The organism is [Micrococcus luteus] ATCC 49442 (assembly GCF_010367585.1).
GTDB classification, from domain to species: domain Bacteria; phylum Actinomycetota; class Actinomycetes; order Actinomycetales; family Micrococcaceae; genus Arthrobacter; species Arthrobacter luteus_A.
In genome coordinates this window covers 213,882-234,850 of sequence record NZ_JAAAXP010000001.1, presented here as the reverse complement: position 1 = coordinate 234,850, position 20,969 = coordinate 213,882, and the positions used below count along the sequence as shown (strand labels likewise).

At 65.1% G+C, this 20,969-nt stretch carries 24 protein-coding genes, 1 other RNA gene, 1 pseudogene and 1 riboswitch; of the genes and pseudogenes, 14 read left to right on the top strand and 12 right to left on the bottom strand.

Annotated elements, in window-relative coordinates; genetic code table 11:
* Positions 1-8 precede the first annotated feature (8 nt).
* From GUV69_RS01080 to GUV69_RS22820, 11 genes are all read left to right on the top strand, one after another.
* Positions 9-542 carry a DoxX family protein gene (locus tag GUV69_RS01080; protein WP_164198953.1) on the top strand — a complete coding sequence of 178 codons (534 nt, stop codon included), beginning with the start codon at positions 9-11 and terminating at the stop codon, positions 540-542.
* A 6-nt stretch (positions 543-548) separates the two neighbouring features.
* Positions 549-1,946 (top strand): 3-phosphoshikimate 1-carboxyvinyltransferase, encoded by a 1,398-nt coding sequence (gene aroA / locus GUV69_RS01075; RefSeq protein WP_164198951.1) that lies wholly within the window; start codon positions 549-551, stop codon positions 1,944-1,946.
* On the top strand, positions 1,930-3,045 hold the full coding sequence (gene rsgA / locus GUV69_RS01070; protein WP_164198949.1) for a ribosome small subunit-dependent GTPase A: 1,116 nt from the start codon (positions 1,930-1,932) through the stop codon (positions 3,043-3,045). Before aroA ends, rsgA begins: the two co-directional genes overlap by 17 nt.
* A gap of 54 nt (positions 3,046-3,099) precedes the next feature.
* Positions 3,100-3,912, top strand: a complete 813-nt coding sequence (hisN, locus tag GUV69_RS01065; RefSeq protein ID WP_164198948.1) for a histidinol-phosphatase — start codon at positions 3,100-3,102, stop codon at positions 3,910-3,912.
* 159 nt (positions 3,913-4,071) lie between these two features.
* Positions 4,072-4,185: riboswitch (SAM riboswitch) on the top strand.
* Between the two features lie 35 nt (positions 4,186-4,220).
* Positions 4,221-5,642, top strand: coding sequence for an aminotransferase class V-fold PLP-dependent enzyme (locus tag GUV69_RS01060; RefSeq protein WP_164198946.1), 1,422 nt, complete (start codon positions 4,221-4,223; stop codon positions 5,640-5,642).
* A gap of 114 nt (positions 5,643-5,756) precedes the next feature.
* Entirely contained in the window at positions 5,757-6,515 is a 759-nt protein-coding gene (locus GUV69_RS01055) for a class I SAM-dependent methyltransferase (protein ID WP_164198944.1), read from the top strand.
* A gap of 31 nt (positions 6,516-6,546) precedes the next feature.
* Entirely contained in the window at positions 6,547-7,260 is a 714-nt protein-coding gene (locus GUV69_RS01050) for a metal-dependent transcriptional regulator (protein ID WP_164198942.1), read from the top strand.
* Between the two features lie 18 nt (positions 7,261-7,278).
* Positions 7,279-7,677: a fluoride efflux transporter FluC gene (locus tag GUV69_RS01045; RefSeq protein WP_164198941.1), complete on the top strand. Its 399-nt coding sequence runs from the start codon at positions 7,279-7,281 to the stop codon at positions 7,675-7,677.
* 28 nt (positions 7,678-7,705) lie between these two features.
* Positions 7,706-8,077 carry a fluoride efflux transporter CrcB gene (gene crcB, locus GUV69_RS01040; RefSeq protein ID WP_164198939.1) on the top strand — a complete coding sequence of 124 codons (372 nt, stop codon included), beginning with the start codon at positions 7,706-7,708 and terminating at the stop codon, positions 8,075-8,077.
* A gap of 73 nt (positions 8,078-8,150) precedes the next feature.
* Positions 8,151-8,519, top strand: coding sequence for a hypothetical protein (locus GUV69_RS01035; RefSeq protein WP_164198937.1), 369 nt, complete (start codon positions 8,151-8,153; stop codon positions 8,517-8,519).
* A gap of 80 nt (positions 8,520-8,599) precedes the next feature.
* On the top strand, positions 8,600-8,737 hold the full coding sequence (locus GUV69_RS22820; protein ID WP_167525070.1) for a hypothetical protein: 138 nt from the start codon (positions 8,600-8,602) through the stop codon (positions 8,735-8,737).
* Between the two features lie 3 nt (positions 8,738-8,740).
* On the opposite strand, the gene GUV69_RS01030 is transcribed toward GUV69_RS22820, so the two are convergent.
* The 12 genes and pseudogenes from GUV69_RS01030 to GUV69_RS00975 form a co-directional block, all read right to left on the bottom strand.
* Entirely contained in the window at positions 8,741-9,721 is a 981-nt protein-coding gene (locus GUV69_RS01030) for a S1C family serine protease (RefSeq protein ID WP_164198935.1), read from the bottom strand.
* Between the two features lie 255 nt (positions 9,722-9,976).
* Positions 9,977-10,345: a transfer-messenger RNA gene (gene ssrA, locus GUV69_RS01025) on the bottom strand.
* Between the two features lie 96 nt (positions 10,346-10,441).
* On the bottom strand, positions 10,442-10,915 hold the full coding sequence (gene smpB, locus GUV69_RS01020; RefSeq protein WP_164198933.1) for an SsrA-binding protein SmpB: 474 nt from the start codon (positions 10,913-10,915) through the stop codon (positions 10,442-10,444).
* An 87-nt stretch (positions 10,916-11,002) separates the two neighbouring features.
* Complete coding sequence (locus GUV69_RS01015) at positions 11,003-12,445, bottom strand: M23 family metallopeptidase (RefSeq protein WP_164198931.1); 1,443 nt, start codon at positions 12,443-12,445, stop codon at positions 11,003-11,005.
* Positions 12,446-12,472: 27 nt separating this feature from the next.
* Positions 12,473-13,387 carry a permease-like cell division protein FtsX gene (gene ftsX, locus GUV69_RS01010; RefSeq protein ID WP_164198929.1) on the bottom strand — a complete coding sequence of 305 codons (915 nt, stop codon included), beginning with the start codon at positions 13,385-13,387 and terminating at the stop codon, positions 12,473-12,475.
* Positions 13,384-14,175 carry a cell division ATP-binding protein FtsE gene (ftsE, locus tag GUV69_RS01005; protein WP_164198927.1) on the bottom strand — a complete coding sequence of 264 codons (792 nt, stop codon included), beginning with the start codon at positions 14,173-14,175 and terminating at the stop codon, positions 13,384-13,386. The genes ftsX and ftsE overlap by 4 nt, the downstream gene beginning before the upstream one ends.
* A 179-nt stretch (positions 14,176-14,354) precedes the next feature.
* Positions 14,355-15,470: a peptide chain release factor 2 gene (prfB, locus tag GUV69_RS01000; RefSeq protein WP_164198925.1), complete on the bottom strand. Its 1,116-nt coding sequence runs from the start codon at positions 15,468-15,470 to the stop codon at positions 14,355-14,357.
* 107 nt (positions 15,471-15,577) lie between these two features.
* Positions 15,578-15,982: a pilus assembly protein TadG-related protein gene (locus tag GUV69_RS00995; RefSeq protein ID WP_164206088.1), complete on the bottom strand. Its 405-nt coding sequence runs from the start codon at positions 15,980-15,982 to the stop codon at positions 15,578-15,580.
* Positions 15,983-16,029: 47 nt separating this feature from the next.
* Positions 16,030-16,578: a hypothetical protein gene (locus GUV69_RS00990; protein ID WP_348272237.1), complete on the bottom strand. Its 549-nt coding sequence runs from the start codon at positions 16,576-16,578 to the stop codon at positions 16,030-16,032.
* Entirely contained in the window at positions 16,559-16,942 is a 384-nt protein-coding gene (locus tag GUV69_RS00985) for a TadE/TadG family type IV pilus assembly protein (protein WP_164198923.1), read from the bottom strand. Before GUV69_RS00985 ends, GUV69_RS00990 begins: the two co-directional genes overlap by 20 nt.
* 3 nt (positions 16,943-16,945) lie before the next feature.
* On the bottom strand, positions 16,946-17,155 hold the full coding sequence (locus tag GUV69_RS00980) for a hypothetical protein (RefSeq protein ID WP_348272261.1): 210 nt from the start codon (positions 17,153-17,155) through the stop codon (positions 16,946-16,948).
* Between the two features lie 160 nt (positions 17,156-17,315).
* Positions 17,316-17,516: pseudogene (locus GUV69_RS00975) on the bottom strand (type II secretion system F family protein); the annotation flags it as partial.
* Between the two features lie 18 nt (positions 17,517-17,534).
* Between GUV69_RS00975 and GUV69_RS00970 the strand changes: the two are divergent.
* The 3 genes from GUV69_RS00970 (at position 17,535) to GUV69_RS00960 (ending at position 20,120) form a co-directional block, all read left to right on the top strand.
* The gene (locus tag GUV69_RS00970; RefSeq protein WP_164198919.1) at positions 17,535-19,145 is read left to right on the top strand and encodes a recombinase family protein; all 1,611 of its coding nucleotides are present in this window, start codon (positions 17,535-17,537) and stop codon (positions 19,143-19,145) included.
* Entirely contained in the window at positions 19,132-19,317 is a 186-nt protein-coding gene (locus GUV69_RS00965; RefSeq protein ID WP_164198917.1) for a hypothetical protein, read from the top strand. Before GUV69_RS00970 ends, GUV69_RS00965 begins: the two co-directional genes overlap by 14 nt.
* Before the next feature lie 311 nt (positions 19,318-19,628).
* A complete protein-coding gene (locus tag GUV69_RS00960; RefSeq protein ID WP_164198915.1) occupies positions 19,629-20,120 on the top strand; it encodes a hypothetical protein in 492 nt (163 codons plus the stop codon).
* Positions 20,121-20,969 lie beyond the last annotated feature (849 nt).

Below are 20,969 nucleotides of genomic sequence, written 5' to 3'. Positions count from 1 at the left end.
GGAAATTCATGTCCTTTGTCCGCACCCTCGCCCGGCCCATGCTGGCTTCCAGTTTCGTCATCGCAGGATTGGATAAGCTCAAGAACGCAGACGACACCGCCACGCAGCTCTCACCGCTGCTGCAGAAGGCCGCTGCATCGCTACCGTTCCAGGCGGACGAGAAGATGCTGGCGCGGGTGATCGGCGGCACGCAGGTGGGTGCCGGCCTTCTGTTCGGCCTGGGCAAGTTCAGCCGCCTCTCCGCCACGCTGCTGACTGTCATTTCGCTGCTGAACACCTTTGTGGAATGGCGCAGCGCGGACATCAGCACCAAGGAAGGCCGCGACGCGCGCCGCAACCAGCTCCTCAAGAACGTTTCGCTGAGCGGCGGCGCCCTGCTTGCGTCCGTGGACACCGCCGGTAAGCCGGGCCTCGCCTGGCGCGCCGAGCACATCGCTGCCGACGCGCGGAAAACTGCTGCGGTGGCCCGGAAGACCACCGGCAAGAAGATTCACGAGGCCGACAAGGCCGTCCGCCGCGCCGTGCACGCAACGGGGGCGTAAGGACGCATGACCGGTTCCACCCTGCCCGCAGCTGATCCGCAACCTTCCACTGAAACAGTTCCGAACTGGCCTGCCCCGTTTGCTGGCCGTCCGATCAACGCCACTGTCACGGTGCCTGGTTCGAAGTCGCTGACCAACAGGTTCCTGGTGCTGGCCGCGCTGGCCGACGGACCTTCGCGGCTGCGGGCGCCGCTGCATTCCCGCGACTCCGCCCTGATGATTGACGCGCTCCGCAACTTGGGCGCCACCATTACCGAGGTGCCGGGTGACGGGGCGTTCGGGCCGGACCTTGAGGTGACGCCCCTGAGCCAGGCGGCGCCGTCGTCACGGACGCACATTGACTGCGGCCTGGCTGGAACAGTGATGCGTTTCGTGCCGCCGCTTGCGGCGCTGCGGAAGGGTGCGGGCGTTTTCGACGGCGACCCGCACGCGCGCAAGCGTCCCATGGGCCCCATCATTGAGGCGCTTCAGGGGCTCGGCGTGCACGTGACAGCGGGCGACGGCGGCACCCCCTCCGCACTGCCGTTCACCGTTGAGGGCACCGGGGAAGTCCGGGGCGGCCACCTGGTGATTGACGCCAGCGCGTCATCCCAGTTCGTTTCTGCCCTCCTGCTGGTGGGTGCGCGGTTCACCGAAGGGCTGCACCTGGAGCACGCGGGTGATACGGTGCCCAGCCTGGACCACATCAACATGACGGTGGCGGTCCTGCGCGGCGTGGGTGTGTCGGTGGACGATTCCGTCCCGAACCACTGGGTGGTGTCCCCCGGACCCATCCGTGCCTTTGACCAGCGGATAGAACAGGACCTCTCCAACGCGGGTCCGTTCCTGGCCGCGGCTTTGGCCACACGGGGTACTGTGAGGATCCCGAACTGGCCCACAGGAACTACCCAGGTCGGGGATCTCTGGCGCAGCATCCTGGCGGACATGGGCGCGACCGTCAGCCTGACTGACGGCGTCCTGACTGTGACAGGCGGCCCTGAGATCAAGGGCGCTGATTTTCACGAGACCAGCGAGCTCGCGCCCACGCTGGCGGCCCTTTGTGCCTTGGCCAGCGGACCATCCCGGCTGACCGGCATCGCCCATCTGCGCGGCCACGAGACGGACCGTCTGGCAGCCTTGGTCACCGAAATCAACCGGCTCGGCGGCGACGCCGAGGAAACCAGCGATGGACTGGTGATCCGCCCGGCCACGCTGCGTGCCGGCGTCGTACACACGTACGCGGACCACCGGATGGCCACAGCCGGAGCCATCCTGGGCCTGGCCGTGCCGGGCATCGAAGTGCAGGACATCGCCACCACCGCCAAAACCATGCCGGAGTTCCCGCAGATGTGGGCCGACATGCTGGCGCAGGGCAACGCGTCCGGTGACGGAGCGGAAGGTTCCAGCGGTGGCCCGCAGCACTGATTCCTGGGACGAATCCGACGTCCGGATCCGGCCCAGCAAAAAGGGTTCAAGGCCCCGCACCAAAGACCGCCCCAGCCACGACGACGCCGTCACGGGCCGCATCATTACCGTGGACCGGGGCCGCTACACCGCCGTCGTGGGCGAGGACTCGGGCGATGAGCGGATCATCATCGCAGCGCGGGCCCGTGAACTGCGCCGGTCCCCCGTGGTGGCCGGCGACTTCGTGTCCCTGGTGGGGGACGTCTCCGGCGAGCCCGACACCCTGGCCCGGCTGGTCCGGATCCAGGACCGCCGCACGTTGCTGCGGCGCAGCGCCGATGACACGGATCCGATCGAGCGTGCGGTGGTGGCCAACGCCGATCAGCTGGTTGTGGTGGTGGCCGCAGCGAACCCGGAGCCGCGCACCGGGTTTATCGACCGCGCCCTGGTGGCAGCCTACGACGCCGGCATCGAGCCGCTGCTGCTCGTCACCAAAGCGGATGTCAAGGATCCCGCGGAACTGTTGTCCAACTATGAGCACCTGGACTTCCCGGTAATCATCAGCCGCACGTCGGACTCCGCGGCCTCGGGCATTGATGCCCGCTCCGATGACGGCCTCTCGGCCCGCCTGAACAGTGATGCAGTTTCGCAGCTCCGCGCGTACCTCGAGGGCAAGGTGTCGGTCATGCTGGGCCATTCCGGCGTGGGCAAGTCCACCATGGTCAACGCACTCACCGGCGCCGAACGGGCGACCGGCGGCGTGAACGCGGTGACCGGCCGCGGCCGCCACACATCGTCGTCGGCCCTTGCCCTGAAACTGACGGGCGCGCCTGCGGGCAGCTGGATCATCGACACCCCAGGCATCCGTTCGTTCGGCTTGGCGCACGTGGACCCGGACCGGATCCTGCGGTCCTTCCCGGACCTGGAACCGGGCACGGATGCCTGCGAGCGGGGCTGCAAACACAACGCCGCCGCCGTCAACTGCGGGCTGGACTCGTGGGTGGCCGAGGGGAAGGCCGGTCCCACCGGACCGGCCCGTCTTATGTCCCTGCGGCGGCTGCTGGGCTCGGACCCGCGGCTGGAAGGCCAGGAAACCAAGGAACTGGGTAGCATCAGCTAGCGCCAGGAAGCTGACCTCCCCAACCACGCCGCCGTTAGACGGTAGTTTGGAACCATGATCCAATCCGCTTCGAGCTACAACGATGACCTCCGCCTGGCCCATGTGCTGGCTGATTCCGTGGATGACCAGACCATGAGCCGCTTCAAGGCGCTGGACCTGCACATCGAAACCAAGCCGGACCTGACGCCGGTCACTGATGCGGACAAGTCGGCCGAGGAGGCCATTCGCGGCCAACTGTCCCGTTCCCGTCCCCGGGATGCCGTGCTCGGTGAGGAATTCGGCAGCTCCGGACACGGATCACGCCGGTGGATCATTGATCCGATCGACGGCACCAAGAACTTTGTCCGGGGCGTCCCCGTGTGGGCTACCCTGATCGCCCTCGTGGACGAGGGCGAACCGGTTGTAGGCGTGGTCAGTGCACCGGCGCTGGGCAAGCGCTGGTGGGCGGCAAAGGGTGCGGGCGCGTATATGGGCAGGTCCCTCGCCGCTGCGACCCGTCTCCGCGTCTCGAACGTGTCCAACCTTGCCGACGCCTCGCTGTCCTACTCGAGCCTGGGCGGCTGGAAGGAACGCGGCAACCTGGACGAATTCCTCGGCCTGACCGAGGACGTCTGGCGCACCCGGGCTTACGGCGATTTCTGGTCCTACTGCATGGTGGCGGAGGGCTCCGTGGACATCGCCTGCGAGCCGGAGCTGAACCTGTACGACATGGCTGCCCTGGTGCCCATTGTGGTGGAGGCCGGCGGCCGCTTCACCTCGCTGGAGGGGCAGGACGGTCCGTTCGGCGGCAACGCGCTTGCCACTAACTCGATCCTGCACTCCGAGGTCCTCAAACGGCTTAACCCCGGCCTGGACGATCTGTTGTAGGTAAGTAATTCCGAATTATCGACGGCGGGTACCTCCTTTTGGGGGTGCCCGCCGTTTGCATCTTCGGCTAATCCGCCAATTCCGGAATGCGCGTAACAAAGTACTTAACATTGGGCTGGGCTTTTCGACGGCGGCGGCGATGTCCTACGCTCTTTAACAGGTCACGAGTGCCAGCGCTAAACCCCGGTTTGCTGGCCGGCAACCCTCCATTCGCGGCGGGGTGCCCCGGGTGACGACCAGGCCGGTCCGGAACGGACCCGGCAAGCGCGGATTCCCGGTATCGGGAGTCCTTTTCAAGTGAGGTCTCCGTGACAACTGCCACCGTCTCCCCCGCCATCCAGAACACCACAAGCGCAGCCATTTCCAGCGAGCTGGCCGCCATTGCGGGACGCCCCCTTTCCGCCGTCACCGGCGCCGAAATCCAGGCCCCGCTGATCCAGGGCGGCCACGTCCGCTACGCCAACCTGGACTACGGTGCATCTGCCCCCGCCCTTTCGGTGGTCTCGGCCTACCTCAACGAGATCCTGCCGTTCTACGCCAGCGTTCACCGCGGGGCCGGCTACGCATCGCAGATCAGCACGTCGGTGTATGAAAACGCCCGCAACATCGTCCGGGATTTTGTGGGCGGCCGCGCCGACGATTCTGTCATCTTCACCCGGAACACCACAGATTCGCTGAACCTGCTCGCCGGGTGTCTGCCGCACACGGAGGGACGCCCCGCCGGCGACGTCCTCTACCTCGATATCGAGCACCACGCCAACCTCCTGCCATGGCAGGGAGTACCGCACCGCAGCGTTGTAGCGGCACCCACCATCGCGGGAACCGTCGAGGCGCTCCGTACCGAACTGCAGCAGGGCCAGGTCAGCCTGCTCGCTGTCACGGGAGCCTCCAACGTCACCGGCGAAATCCTGCCCGTCCGCACCCTCGCCGCCCTGGCGCATGAGTACGGTGCGCGCATCGTGGTGGATGCGGCGCAGCTCGCACCGCACCGGCGCATCAACATCACCGCAGACGACGTCGATTACCTGGCCTTCTCCGGCCACAAGCTCTACGCGCCGTTCGGTGCGGGCGTCCTGGTGGGCCGCACCGACTGGCTCGACGCCGGCACCCCGCACCTGGCAGGCGGCGGCGCCGTCCGTGAGGCAAGGCTCGACGGCGTCAGCTGGGCCACCGGCCCGGCCCGCCACGAGGGCGGCTCCCCCAACGTCCTGGGTGCGGCCACGCTGGCCCGCGCCACGCAGGTCATCGCGTCGCTGGACCAGGACCGCTGGCACGCCCATGAGGCGGGCATCCGGTCCTACCTGGTGGACGGGCTGCAAAAGATCGACGGTGTGACGGTCCACCAGATCTTCTCGGACACCGACCCCGGCACCGGCACCATCGGCGTGGTGAACTTCTCGGTGGCCGGTTACGACGCCGGACTGGTTGCCGCGTATCTGTCGGCCGAGCACGGCGTGGGCCTGCGGGACGGCCGCTTCTGCGCGCACCCGCTGCTGAAGCGCCTCGGCCTGCCATCCGGTTCGCTGCGCGCCAGCTTCGGTGTGGGCTCCCGGCTGGAGGATGCCCAGCGGCTCCTCGCCGGCCTGGAACAGCTCCGCCGCACGGGCCTGGGCTGGGACTATGTGGTGGATTCGGGCCGCTGGGTTCCGGCCAACGACACCCGTGTATACCCCCACTGGGCTCCCAACACGCCCGGCACCGCCGGCGCGGCCCCTTGCCTGGACGACTGAGCGTTTGCCGACTGAGTTGTTCCCGGGGTGAGTGCTCCGGCCCCTGACTGATGCTGCCCCGCCATGCGGTAAATTCGAAGGAAACCCATGGTAATCAGTTGAAGGAGGCCGCACGTGGCACGGGGTGGCCCCAGGCTTGACCACGGACGCCGCCTGGAGCTCGGACAGAGCTTCCAGGACGGCGGCGAACACTACCAGCGCGTCCGTCCCGGCTACCCTGCCGATTCGGCGGACTGGCTGGTCCCGGCAGGCGCGCGTGATGCCGTTGATGTGGGAGCGGGAACCGGTAAGTTCGCCGCCCTCCTGCTGGAGCGGGGCCTGAGCGTTGCAGCCGTGGATCCCTCCGCCGATATGCTCGAACAGCTCCGCGCGCATTATCCGGAGATCGCGGCAACTCCGGGAACCGCAGAGGTGACCGGCCTGCCTGACTCAGCGTTCGACGTCGTCAGCGTGGCCCAGGCCTGGCACTGGTGCGATCCGCTGCCGGCCAGCACGGAACTTGCACGTATCCTCAGGCCGGGCGGAACCTTGGGACTGATCTGGAACCAGCTGGATACGTCAGTGCCGTGGGTGCACAGGTTGTCGCGCATCATGCATGCAGGAGACGTCTACAAGCCGGACTTCCGGCCGGTGGTGGGCCTGGAGTTCGACGGCCTCGAAAGCCACATGACCCGTTGGGAGGACAGCCTCAGCACGGCGGACATCGTTGAGCTGACCAAGTCACGCAGCTACTATCTGCGGGCAGGCGAGGCCACCCGGAACAAGGTGCTGGCCAACCTCGACTGGTACCTGCACGAGCACCTGGGGCATAACGCCCAGGACCTTATCGCCTTGCCGTACCTGACCCTGACGTGGCGGACACGCAAAGCGTGAGTGCTGCAGGCCAACGGGTAGGCTTGGAACCGTGAAGACCAGCGCACCCTCTTCCTCCATCGAGGACTACGTCAAGGTCATCTACGGCTTCACGGAGTGGCAGGACAAACCCATCACGTCCTCGCAGCTGGCCCAGCGCCTCGGCGTGGCAAACTCCTCGGTCTCGGAAATGGTCCGCAAGCTCAAAGACCAGGGCCTGGTGGACCACAAACCCTACAGCGCCATCACTCTCACGGCTTCAGGCATCAGGCTGGCGTTGTCCATGGTCCGCCGCCACCGCCTCATTGAGACCTACCTCGTCCAGGAACTCGGCTACAGCTGGGATGAAGTCCATGATGAAGCCGAGCATCTTGAGCATGCGGTGTCGGACACCTTCATTGAGCGCATGGCGGCGAAACTGGGAAACCCGAAGCGCGACCCCCACGGGGATCCGATTCCGACCGCGGACGGGGCAGTCCTGATGCCCGAGGCGCACCTGCTGGGCGAACTGGACACCGGGCACACGGGCCGGATCACCAGGATCAGCGATGAGAACCCGGACCTGCTCCGGTATCTCGCCGCCGAGGAAATCGATCTCGACGCCGATGTGGAGGTTGTGGGCCGCAAACCATTCGGCGGCGCATTGGTGGTACGGATCAGCAGCGCAGGCAGGACGAGGGACTACGATCTCGCCGATGAAATCACCGCTGCCCTCTGGGTCCACAGCGACCGGCCCCACGCCGGCTGCACCATCGGTGACAGCTGAGTGAAGCAGGCTGGCGCCATGCCGGGCTGGCGTGCCTGGCTCGCCGTGGCAGTAGGCGGGTTTGCCGGGACCGAACTCCGCTACGGCCTGGGGCTCGCCTTCCCTGACCTTCCGGGAGCCGTCCCCTGGACCACGTTGGGCATCAACGTTGCCGGAAGTTTTGTCCTGGCCACCCTCACCACGTTGTGGATCGCCCGCCCACACACTTCCTTCTGGCTTCGTGCCGGGCTGGGGCCAGGGCTGCTGGGATCCTTCACGACGTTCTCGGCCGTAGTTTTTTCGATCGACCAGCTGGCGCGTGCCGGCGAGCACCCGGCGTGGCTTGCCTACCTGGGGTTGTCCCTGCTGCTCGGCCTGGGTGCTGCGGCCGGTGGCTGGCGGACGGGCCGGCTTGTGGCTGACCGGGTGGCGCCGTGACGGGCGCGCTGGTGACGGGGGCGATACGGTGACGGGCGCTCTCCTGGTGGGAGTATTCGGTGTGGCGGGCGCCCTGGTGCGTTTCGCCGTCGACAGCTGGTTCGCGCACCGTACGCAACGGCGGCACTGGCCGTGGGCCACGCTGCTGGTCAACGTCACGGGCTGTCTCATCATCGGGCTCTCCATCGGCATCACCGGAAGGCTGGGCATGGCACCCGAGTGGCAGACCGCCGTCGCGACGGGGCTTGCCGGCGGGCTGACCACGTTCAGTTCCTGGACGACCGCCACGGTCCGCCTCCTGAGCGAGGCGCGGTTCGGTGCCGCCGCCCTCAACGTCGGCGTCAACCTGGCGGCAGGTTTCGCTGCGGCAGCTCTCGGTATGGCCCTGGCCGCCGCGTAAGCCCGGTCACTTCCCCGGAGCGCCGTGGTTTCGGCCCGGCCGGGTTTGGTCCCGTCCCGTATCGTTGACTCTGATGATTAGCAGACGTGACGCGGCAATTGCCCTTGATGTACCGATGGAAATGGCCCAGCGCCACGGCATCCCCAAACGCCTTTCCGAGGCCGAGCTGGGCGAAATCCTGGACAACCCGCCGGCATGGCTTATCCAGTCGCGGGCCAACCGCACCGGCAAGCGGCCGGTCTGGGTCCACCTGGAGTGCGCCGTCTGCGGCTATGAAGAAGCGGCGCGTCCCAAAAAATGGTGGCCTGACTTCACGTACGTCGTGTGCGAACATCACTCCCCTGCTGAGGTGCCGCGGCTCCAGACGGGCTTCATCAGGAGCGAGTTCGACGGTGTCGGGACCCGCTTTGTGGGCATCGCCGACGTTCCAGCACCGGCCTGATTCCGGGCATTTCTTTCAGGTTGGATCAGGCGTATTTTACGAAGTGGGACCATTCGGTCCCGCGTTGTAAGGAGCACGCCATGCCGGATAAGACACCACACCAGCAGCTGAACAAAAAGCCTGTTAAGACCATTAAGGAAAAACGCGCCGAGAAAAAGGCGAAGAACCCGGTCGAAGGCGCACAGGATCCGGTGGCGCACCTGAAGAAGCGCCGGTAGCAATTATCCGGTTGCTGCCATTTCTTCCGGTACAGCCACAAGGTCCAGTTCTTTGCCGTCCCTCAGCACCCGGACCGGCAGCGGCTGCCCGATCGCGTCGGCGAACAGCAGCTTCTGCAGGCTTTCCGCGTTGCTGACGGGGCGGCTTCCTGCTGTCATGATGAAGTCACCCGCCTGCAGGCCGGCGCGGTCTGCAGGGGATCCGGCCAGCACCTCCACTACGCGGAGTCCGTCCCGCTGTCCGGTCCGGATCACTGCGCTGGCGCTGAGCCTGCTCGGGGTGCTGACAACACCGAGGTAGGCCCGCCTGACGCGGCCGTCCTTCAACAGCGCCGAAATGATCCGCCGGGTGGTGGTGTTGATGGGTACCGCCAGTCCCAGCCCGGCGCCGGCCACAGCGGTGTTGATCCCCACGATTCTTCCGTGCGAATCGGCGAGGGCCCCGCCGGAGCTTCCGGAATTGAGGGCCGCATCGGTCTGGATGACGTCCTCAATCACGCGCCGGTTGCTGCCCTGCCACACGGGAATGGCGCGGCCCAGGCCGCTGACCACTCCGGCTGTGACTGATCCGGCCAGCCCGAGGGGATTGCCCACCGCGATGACCAACTGTCCCACGCGCAGGGTTTCGGCATCGCCGAACTGGGCCGGCGCTACTTTAGGTGCCCGTCCGCGGACCACGGCAAGATCGGACAGCGGATCCGCGCCCACCAGTTCAAGGTCGGTGCGGCTGCCATCGGCGAACGCGGCATGGCCCTGGTGCGTGCCTGCCACCACGTGCGAATTCGTGAGCAGGTAGCCGTCTTCGGTGAACAGCACCGCCGAGCCTGCGCCCACTCGGAACCGGCTGTTCCGCCGGCTGCTCGTCATTTCTATGGCCGCAACGTGCGGGGTGACTGTCTCAGCCACGCGCATCACTGTGGCCGAATACGCATCCAGCGCATCGTCGTCGGACTCTTCTGCATGGGCTTCGCGGGCCGGGTCCATGGCGCACCTCCTGGCTGCCTATGTTGACTCCGGCTTCCAGTCTTCAGCGCTGCGCCGGATCCTATTGGGGACAACCACGACGTCACCGCGGGTAGTCCCGCGCCGGCTACGCCGTCGGTGAACAGGTTCCGGCTGTGCGGGCAACGGCGGGGACGGGTTGGAGCTGTGGCCCTCGGCTGTTCCAAACAGCTTTTAACGCCAAAAGACCCGGACGCAGGATCCGGGTCTTTTGGCAATGTCTTGCGACATTTCAAAATGTGGAGATGGGGGGAATTGAACCCCCGTCCGATGTCGTGTTGTCAGGGCTTCTCCGGGCGCAGTTTGCGTCGGATTTTCTCGGCCCCGGCCATGCTGCAAACAGCTGGCCGATCCGGGCCCAGTCATCTAAGAGTCCCGCTCACCCCGATGACGGGGGTAAGCAGCAGTGGCTATCTAAATGACGCCAGGTTCCGGGGCAATAGCAACCTCGGGCTGACGGACTGTCTTACTGCTTAGGCAGCAAGAGCAAAGTCATCGCGTTTTGAATTGGCGATTATTTTTTTGCAGACAGCGTTTACGAGATAATTCTGCATCCTCGGCCCGCTTCACCTGTCGCGACTAACATCGTCGAAACCGATCATCCCCGTATTTTGTTATCAAACCGGCTGAGCAGTGCAAGCACTTACCCTGCCGGACTACTAATCATAACGCATCCCTGCCGGAAATCATTCCTTCGGGGCTCTAACTGCGGCGGTTGCGTTCCCGCATGGCGCGCTGGGCCTCGCGGGGGTCCTGCTGCTCGCGCAAGGTCTGGCGCTTATCGTATTCGCGTTTACCGCGGGCGACGCCGATCTCCACCTTGGCGCGGCCGTCGACAAAGTACAGCTGGAGCGGAACGATGGTGAAGCCCGATTCCCTGATCTTGTGCGAGATCTTGGTGAGCTCCTCGCGGTGCAGCAGGAGCTTGCGGCGGCGGCGGGCGGCGTGGTTCGTCCAGCTTCCCTGGTTGTACTCCGGGATGTGGATGCCCTCCATCCACAACTCGTCGTTGTAAAAGGTGCAGAAGCCGTCAACCATGGACGCGTGCCCCTCGCGAAGGGACTTCACCTCGGTGCCCATCAGGGCAATGCCGGCCTCGTAGGTATCCAGCACGAGGTAGTCATGCCGGGCCTTCCGGTTGGTGGCCACCACTTTACGGCCACTTTCTTTGGGCACGGTGGAACTCCTCAGTACTTGGATCCTGGTTGGCTCCGGCCGGTCCGGCGCGGAGTCATACCAGTGTACGGCAGGCGGGGCCCGACGCTAGAGCAGACGCATCGGGTCAACGGCAGCGCCGTTGAGCCAGGTTTCAAAGTGTGCATGGCAGCCCGTGGAGTTGCCGGTGTTGCCTGAGTAGGCGATGAGCTGGCCCTGCGAGACCTGCTGGCCGTTAGAGACAACCACGCTGCTGTTGTGATAAACGATCGTGGTCAACGAGTTGCCCTGCACCACACCATGGGAGATCTTGACCCGCCAACCGCCACCGTCTGCGGAACTCCAGCCTGAGGAGAAGACCTCGCCGGCTGCCGCGGCATATACCGGGGTTCCACAGGCTGCGCCAAAGTCGATACCAGTGTGGACGTAGCCACCCTGGCCGTAGAAATCGATAGTGCCCGGCGGCGTTGAACGCCAGCCAAAGCCGGAGGTGATGGGAACGTCACCGGAGAAAGGGTGCCGCAAGCCAAAGGCCGACGGCGATCCGGTGACCGGTGCGTACGGCGCCTGCGGTGGCGGGGCCTGCCCTTGCGCGGCGGCCCGGGCTGCCGCGGCCGCAGCAGCGGCCTCGGCAAGCCGGCGCTGCTCAGCTTCCCAGGCTTCACGGAGCCGGCGGTCACGTTCGGCGATCTCGTTGGCCACAGCGTTCTGGCTGGCCTCCACGGCAGCCATTTGGCTCTGAATACCGGGCTTTGCGGCCTGCAGTTCGGCGTCAAGGCGGGTGGTGTCGGCGATCAGCTGATCAACCTGTGCCTTCTTCGCTTCAGCTTCGTCCCGGGCTGCCTTTTCCCGTTCGAGGGCGGCGTCGGCTTTGGCCTTGAGTTCCTTGATCTCACCTTCGACGGCTTCAAGCCGTGCCTGGGAATTGACGTTGGTGGCACTTTGCTGGGACAGCTTGTCCATGGCGGCGTTCTGACTGCGCATGGCCTGGTCCGCGAGGTCCATTGTTTCCGTGAGGCTGCTGCCGGTGTTGGCACCGAAGAACAGTGTCAGGTTCGAGGGTACGCCGCCTGACTTATAGGCCTGGGTGGCGATCTGGCCGATCAGCTTTTTGGTGTCGGTGATCTTTTGCTTGTCGGCTTCGAGTTGCTGGGTGATTTTGGCTTTGTTCTGCTGCGCCAGATCAACCCGCGCTGTCAGGGCCTCTACTTCCTTGACCGCACTGGCCACGCGTCCCTGGGCTTCCAGGAGTGCTTGCTGTGCACCGGGCAGCTGGCCTTGGTAGATCACCAGGTCACCGGCTGCTTTCGCGATGCGGGAATCCACGAACTCAAGGGACTGCTGCACCCGCGCTGCCTCCGCTTCGAGGGCTGCGCGCTTGTCGTCGAGCTCATCGGCGTACGCTACCGGGGCGGATGCGCCCAGGCTTGCGGCCAGGACGAGCGCCAGGACGCCGCTGAGAACGCCGGTTCGGCGGCGTGCCGGTGTGAGCCGTGCAGATGCCGGTCTTTCGGCCCGGTGACGGGGCGCAGTTCGGTGCAGTACGTTCATGAGGATTCCTTGTTCGGTTTGCACAGCCTAGACCTTCAAATATCTGCGTAAGGTCAAGAGCGACGAAATTCCTGCCAAAGATGCGCCAAGGATTAGCAAAGCAGGCGTCAGGATAAGCGTCTGGCCGGGCGAGATGAACGCCGTGTCCGGATACTGCTTGGAGAGATACTCGCCCAGGAAAAAGTGCGCCACGGCCCACAGGGTTCCCGAGGCCAGTGCCGCGCCGATCACAGCGGCGATTACGCCTTCGAGGATGAACGGCAGCTGGATGACCATCTTCGAAGCGCCCACCAGGCGCATGATGCCCGTCTCGCGGCGCCGGCTGAACGCCGACAACCGGATGGTGGTGGCGATCAGGAGGATGGCGCAGACGATCATGACACCGGCGATGCTGACCGCCACGAGGGAGGCGGCGTTCATGGCAGAGAACAGCCGCTCCAGCAGCTGGCGCTGGTCGATGACCGTTTCGACGCCGGGCTGGGACGAGAATGTCTCGCTGATGATCTGGTACTTCTCCGGATCCTTCATGTTGATCCGGAAGGAGGCGGGAAGCTGGTCCGGCGTGACTGAATCGACGATGGGAGAGTTCGAGAATTGATCCTTGAAGTGGTTGTAGGCCTCTTCCTTGGACTCAAACTGGAAATCGTTCACATACTGGGCCACCGCGGGTGACTCCAGCAGGGACTGCAGGTTGTCCTGCTGCTCCGGGGTGACGGGCCCCGTGGCGCAACCTGCCGCCGTCGAACCGTCACTGCAGAGGAAGATGGCGACCTGGACTTTGTCGTACCAGTACCCCTTCATCTGGTTGATCTGAAGTTGGAGCATGCCGGCAGCGCCAACAAACGTCAGGGACACGAAGGTGACCAGGATGACCGAAACCACCATGGAGACGTTGCGGCGCAGGCCGCTGCCAATCTCCCCGAGGATAAACGCGAGCCTCATCGCTGTCCCTCCCCGGTGCCGGGCTGGCGGTCCCCCGGCGTGGGCGGTTCCTCGTCCCGGCCGCTGGCGTCCTTGAGCCGCCGGGACTGGCCGACGACCGGAATCATCGAGGTGTAGAGCGCCTTGGCTTCGTCGCGAATGACGATGCCGTTCTTGAGTTCCACGACGCGTTTGCGCATCTCGTTGACGATGTCGTCGTCGTGCGTGGCCATGACCACAGTGGTGCCGTTCTGGTTGATCTTGTCCAGCACGCCCATGATGCCCATCGAGGTGGTGGGGTCAAGGTTGCCGGTCGGTTCGTCGGCGAGGAGGATGCCGGGGCGGTTGACCACGGCGCGGGCAATGGCCACACGCTGCTGCTCGCCGCCGGAAAGTTCGTGCGGAAGCCGGTTTTCTTTGCCTTCCAGACCCACCGTCTTCAGTACTTCGGGCACGGTGTCACGGATGACGCTGCGGCTCTTGCCGATGACCTGCATGGCAAAGGCAACGTTGGCGAACACATTCTTCTGCGGAAGGAGCCGGAAGTCCTGGAACACTACGCCGATCCCGCGGCGCAGCCTGGGCACGCGCCAGCTGGAGATCTTGGCAACGTTCTGGCCCGCAACGTAGACGGCGCCCGAGGAGGCACGGTCTTCCTTGAGAACCAGGCGGAGGAACGTGGACTTTCCGGATCCGGAAGCGCCCACGAGAAAGGCGAATTCACCACGGTCAATCTCGAGGCTGATATCGTCCAGCGCCGGCCTGGCCGTCTGGTCATAGACCTTGGTGACATTTTCGAATCGGATCATGGCCCTAATTACCCTGCAGGGCACTACTGATGCAGCCCAGATCTGCAGCCGGCGCGCGGGCATTCGTGTGAGGGAATTTTGAGCCCCGGCTCCTCGACTATACGCAGTCTTTTGGCCGGGTTTCGGGGGTTGGAGGGGTGTGTCGCGGGATCCCGCCGGACGGGCAGACTGCGGCGGTGTTATTTCGCCGCGTTGCGGTTGTCAGTGCGCCAACGAATCCCGGCATCGATGAAGTCGTCGATCTCGCCGTCGAACACGGCCGACGTGTTGCCGACTTCATGTTCCGTGCGGAGGTCCTTGACCATCTGGTACGGGTTGAGGACGTAGGAGCGCATCTGGTCGCCCCAGGAGGCCTTGACATCGCCGGCGAAGGCCTTCTTTTCGGCGTCCTCCTGCTCCTTCTTCAGCAGGAGGAGACGGGACTGCAGCACGCGCATGGCGGCGGCCCGGTTCTGAAGCTGCGATTTCTCGTTCTGCATGGACACGACGGTGCCGGTGGGGATGTGCGTGAGGCGCACGGCGGAGTCGGTGGTGTTAACTGACTGTCCGCCGGGGCCGGACGAGCGGAACACGTCAACGCGAATCTCGTTGTCGGGAATGTCGATGGAGTCCGTGGACTCGATGAGCGGGATGACCTCGACGGCGGCGAAGGACGTCTGGCGGCGGCCCTGGTTGTCGAAGGGGCTGATCCGCACCAGCCGGTGAGTTCCTGCTTCGACGCTCAGGGTGCCGAATGCGTACGGAGCCTTTACCTCGAACGTTGCGGACTTCAGCCCCGCCTCTTCGGCGTAGGACGTGTCCATCACTGTGGTGGGGTAGCCGTGGCGTTCGGCCCAGCGAAGGTACATGCGCATCAGCATCTCGGCGAAGTCTGCGGCATCCACGCCGCCGGCTCCGGCCCGGATGGACACCACGGCCTCGCGTTCGTCGTACTCGCCGGAAAGCAGTGTGACCACTTCCAGCTCCTTTAGGGACTTCCGGATGGACTCCAGTTCCGCAGCCGCCTCGCCCATGGAGTCAGCGTCATCCTCATCCTGGCCGAGTTCCACCAGGACTTCGAGGTCGTCGATCCGTGACACCAGCTTGTTCAGCCGCTCCAGCTCGGACTGGCGGTGGGAGAGCCGGGAGGTGATCTTCTGGGCCGCAGCGGGGTCGTCCCACAGGTCCGGCTCGCCCGCGCGCTCGCTCAGTTCGGCGATGTCTTCCTTCAACGCCTCAACATCGCTGACGCGCTCGATGGAGTGGTACGTGGCGCGAAGGGCGCGGATCTCTGCGGAAAAATCAATATTGGCCATGGTTGTTTAAGCCTACGCTATCCGGCCGGAGGCCCGGACTCGGGTTTGCCCAGTGGCCGCCGTCCAGCGTCCGCCAGTCAGCGGGCGCCGACAATAGGTGCGCCCGGTCAGCGGGTGAGCCTCGACCGTGCGGTGGACGCGGCTTCGATCCTGATTCCGTCCGGCACCACGAAGTTCACCACGGGCGGGTGGACCACCGAGCTGAGAACCACCACTGCGGTTGATCCGTCCGGGCTGCCGGTGGCCCCAGTTACTGACAAGCCATCGAACCTGGCCGACGATGGGCTCCTCGCGACGAAGTCGGCCGCAACGTTGCGGACTCGCTCGGACCCCAGGACAGCGGAAGGACTCCCGCCCTCCCCCGCGACTTCCCCCAAGGTGTAGCTGTCAGCGGCCGCCAGCGAGGCGCCGTCGGCCAGCGACAACAGCCTCTTGTGCTCGAGGTAGACGCTGGAGATGCCGATGACCACCGTGACCACCAGCAGGGCAAGCAGCGCGAAGCCGATGATCATCACAATCACCTGGCCTTCTTCCGAGGGCTGGCCGGGGCGTCCGGCCCTCACCGAAACCTGCCTACCAGCTGCGTAGAGGACGCCTCAACTTCGCTGGCCCGCAGCGTGAAGTCGTCGTTAAAGGGGACGAACGGCAACTGAATGGTCAGATTCACGGTGACGGTAATGGCCGTTCCCGCGGCTTGGCAGTCAGCAGGATCGCAGCGAGTAGAGACCCGGGCCGCGCTGGCGTCATGGCCGAAGTCGGCAAGCGCGATCAGGGTGGCTTGCTCGGCGGCTGCCTGGCCCGTCGCTGCATCCGGCTGGGCAACAAAAACCTTCGCAGCCTGATCAGCAGCGCCCACCACCGCGAAGGATCCGCCCTGGATCTGGCCCACGGTGATGATGAAATACACAAGCGGGACCAACAGAAGCAGCGCCAGGAACGTGAATTCGACGACGGCGCTTCCTCGTTCCCGGTGCTCCGTTGCACGGCGGCCCGTTTCCTGGGGCTCCATGCAGAGGGCCTCGTGCAGCCGGTATTTGAGCCGGGCCCTGAGTCTGGGAGTGGCCCTCACGTAGCCGGTGCTGAAGGTGTTATGGCTGTATGGCGGCATGGCCCTTCACCTCCAGTAAATCCCGTGGCCCGATGAGCCCGATAACGGGCATGGGTGACTTGATGGTTACTTCCAGCGTGCGCAGTCCCTGAAAAGTCACTTCGTTGGTGCTGATGTCCTGGGCGAACTCTGCGGTTAGAGCAGTCCCGATGAGTGCTGCGGCGCGTTCTTCCGCATCCGGGGCGCCCCGATCGGCCAGCGTTCCGTAGCGCGCGCCGGACGCTGCAGCATCAATGAGTGCATTGCGGACATGCAGGACCAGTGTGAGCTGGATGATGGCCAGGAAGAACATCGTGAGGAGTCCGCCCACGAGAACGAAGTCCACCACCGCAGAGCCTTGTTCTTCGCCGCGCCAACCCGGCATGCCCTAGCTTCCCACCTTGTCCATGGCCTGGTTGAACATCGTTTCGAGGGCCGGTCCGGCGAGCGCGAGCAATGCTGCAACGAGTACGGCCGACATCAGGGTAATCATCACCCAGCCGGGGACATCGCCTCGTTCCGGGTGATCCGCGACGCTTGTAGGGGCCGGTGCGTTACGGCCGTCCGGAAGAGGAGGTCCGGATCGCTTCCGTCCAATTCCTCTCGGTATGGCAGCGCTGGCACTGAACAGCAGCCCCGGCAGCACGATGAGGAGAAGCATGCCGCTCCAAGTTCCCAATTTTTTCATCTTTCAATCCCATTCAGTGAGTGATGCGTATTGAATTGTTGGCTAGCTGACCGGTTAGGGATGCCCATGGCTACAGCCCCAGACTGATCGCCGCGATCCCGGGGAACACCGCGAAGACCACAGTCAGCGGAAGGACGCCGAAGACCAAAGGAACCATCATGGCGATTTCCTTCTTACCTGCCGATTCCATCAGGTCCCGTTTGGCAGTGTCCCGGACGTCCTGGGCTTGTGCCCTCAGGACGTCTGCCAGGGGCGTTCCTCGTTCAACTGAGCGAGTACGTTAGTCACCATGAAAGCTATTACCTACGCCCGGCAATCAAAACAACGTGAGGACGAATCCCAAGGCTCGCCGGAAGCCCAACGCAAGCAGACTCGCGCCCTCATAGATGCACGCGGCTGGACCTTCGTCGAACACTACGAAGACATAGGCGCCAGCGGCTACGACCCCAAAGCCGCACGCCCCGGCCTCGACGCAGCACTCGCCGCTATAGGTGAACGCCGTGCCGACGTTCTGGTCGTGTACCGACTGGACCGGCTCACCCGGCGAGGGGTCGGCGAAGCCATACGCATTGTAGACAGCCTGAGAGATAACGGCGCTTCACTCGTCTCGGCGTCCGAGCCGTTCCTCGATACATCAACCGCAATGGGCACAGGTATCTTCGGCCTCTTCGCCGCTATGGCCGAACAAGAGTCTGAGAACATTTCCAGCCGAAGCCGAGGAGCCAAAGCCGCCCTCCGAGAGGTCGGATCGCACGCCGGAGGACGAGCCCCTTTCGGGTTCCAAGCAGTCCGCGAAGTGCGGGGAAAATTCAACGTGCGCTCGCTGGTCCCCGACCCCCGAGAGGCCGACGTCGTGCGCGAGATCGTGGACCGCTTCCTCAACGGCGCCTCAGCCGTGTCCCTCGCCCGCGAGTTGAACGCCCGCGGCCTCCGCCCCCGCTCCGGCGCCGACTGGACAACGTCCACTTTGACCCGAGTACTCCGCGCCCCGCAGATCGCCGGATACATGCCCGCAAAGCGCGACGGCCGCAACGGCGCCGCACCCCTGGACTCCCGGGGGCGGCTTCTGCTCCACACGGACAGTGACGGCTTGCCGCTCCAGCCTTGGACGCCGATCATCGACCCGGCGGACTGGCACCGCCTGCAAGACGCGTTGGAGTCGCGACCCGTTGCACGAGGACTAACGAAAGAGCCGTCTCTCCTTGGCGGAACCTCCCTGTTAATCTGTAGCCTCTGCGGCGGCGGTATGGGCGCCGATCGCAGGTCCGGCACAACTGGGGGAAACTACCGGTGCATGAAGCACCGTCGCAGTGGCACGTGCAAGGGCACCACGGTTGCAATGGTTCACTCCGAGGACCACATCGCCCGCGCCGTATTTGCACGCCTCGCCTCCCTCGATCCCGAAGACCCCGAGGACGTCGACCTTCTGCTCACGGCGACAGAACGCTTTGCCGCCCAAACAGAAGACGGCGAGATAGCCGCCGAACGGAACGCCCTGCGCAACACCATAGACACCGCCCGCGCCTCTCTGGAGCGCCTCGACGACGACCGGGCGGCCGGACTCTTCGACGGGCCTACCGGCGCTGAGCGCTACAAGCGCCAAGTGAAGCGGCTGAGCCTCATGCTGGAGTCGGCGCAGAAGTCCCTCGACGCCCTCCCGGCGCCGACGGACAATCTGATTCCATGGCTGGACTCCCTAGCCTTCGGCGACAATGGGCCGCTCGGCGACGGCTCACCTTGGAGCTCGTGGTCCGTCAGCGAGCGCCGCGAGTTCCTGAAGATCGCACTTGACCGTATCGAGGTACTGCCCAGCAAAGGCAGGGGACCCGGGCGAAACTACTTCAAGGCCAGTGAACGGCTACGCCTCGTTTGGGCCGGGAGCGCCAATGACCCAACGTGACGACCGGACAGAAACAAACCCTGCCCGCGACCGCATCTACGGCGGCGGCCAGCCCTTCGAGCTCGGCTACCGCCCCGACGCCGACGACTTCCGGCGCTGGCTCCTCACCGACGCCGAGCGAATCGTCAAGACCGAGGAGGAGCGTGAAAACGACCCGCCGACCGACGAGTGAGACAAAGCCCTGCCACTGCGGCGGGGCTTTTCTCATGTCCGGAGTGAGCAAATCCGGACGTCCGGGCTCCCTCTATATGTGGAATCACCCGGCCGGGGCTTTTCGTCACAGAAAACCGGCCCGGCATTGAGCAAACCCGGGCGCCCCGGCCCTCTTCTTAACTGGAGCCCATTCCGAGGCTCTGATCGTAACGACTTAATAACGACACGCCCGGCCGTCTGAGCAAAATGAGCCTCCCGGCCGACTCCTGTCTTGTACCCACACTGGGTACGCCCCGAGCGCCTCCAAGAGGCAGAAAGCACCCGCCGCCAATGACACCCGCCACCCAACGACTCTGCCGCTACTGCGGCGACCCGCTCCCGCCACAGAAGGGCCGCTCCCGTCCCCGCGTGGCCCACGAGGGCGAATGCGCCCGCAAGTATCACAACCGGCGCCGCCTCAACTGGCGCATCGATCGCTTCAGGGCCGCGCACCGCGCCGACCGAAGCGACGAATGCGCATGGGCCGCCAGCCAGTACAACGCCGACGACTACGACCCCGACGGCTTCTCTACCTCTCGCGGCGCCTACGACGACGTCCACGGCGACGCCCTCATAGAAGCCATGAATGCATGGGAGCTCGCCGAGACGATCCGCAAGGCCCTGGCCCGCGCCGAGTACCAAGCCCGCGAGGCCGAGCGGAAGCTCCAGCAGATCGAGCGCGAGCGCCGCTACAAGGAGGCGCGAGCCGCCGTCAGCCCCGAGGAGTGGGAAGCCCGCATAGCGCGTCGGGTGGAGCACTGGAGGGAACGACTCCGGCGCTGACCGGCGCACGACTAAAAGTACCCATACTCCTATATAGAGGGGTTTTCCGGACGCCCGCCTCCGCCCTCAACGCATACTCGCCGCCGCCCAGCCCGCACCCCACACGCGCCCCTTGTGCGCCGTGCGGCGGCCTCAGACGGATAGCTGGTGTTTCCTTGGCGGGTGCGCCAGCTACCACCTTTTCGCCGTGTCCTTTTGGTTCCCTTCGGGCACGGCGATCGACTGGCGTTGAGCTCCGCGCAAGACTGCGGCGCGTGAGCTCCGCCAGTCCCCCACACTTCCCGACCGCTCGCGGGCAATCGAGCGGACCTTTTTCAGCCCTATTTCCGTTGCGAAACACCGAAAGGAGGAGCCGCGTGCTCTGCCCTGAATGCCACACAGCCACCCTCACCGGCCGCCAAGAGCTTTGCTCGACGAAGTGCCGTCTCCGGCGTCACCGCCGCGTCAAGGCTGCTCGCCTCGACCGCGCCCGCGAGCTCCTCGACCAGCAAAGCGCCGCGCTCGCTTCCGGCGCCGATCCGGCGATCCTGGCATCGCTCGCGAGAGAGGCGCAACGCCTCTTGGAGCGCGTGTAAACGCACGCCGAGGCGGGCGAGCCGCCCCCTTGCCAACGTATGCGCCGAGAACGTGCCGAGTCTGCCCTCTGAGGGTGGTCCAAAGCGGTCACAGTGACGTTTCTAGCTTTCCCTCTATTACTCCTACAAGAGAGAGAGCTTCTAGAAAAGTAATCAGTAAAAAGTACGAACCGTCACTGTGACCACTTTCGTACACCCACTCGCAACTACCCCGCAATCAGGCCGTCACCGGCCCCCACAATCAGCGGCCCCGCCGCCTACTCACAGAAAGCAC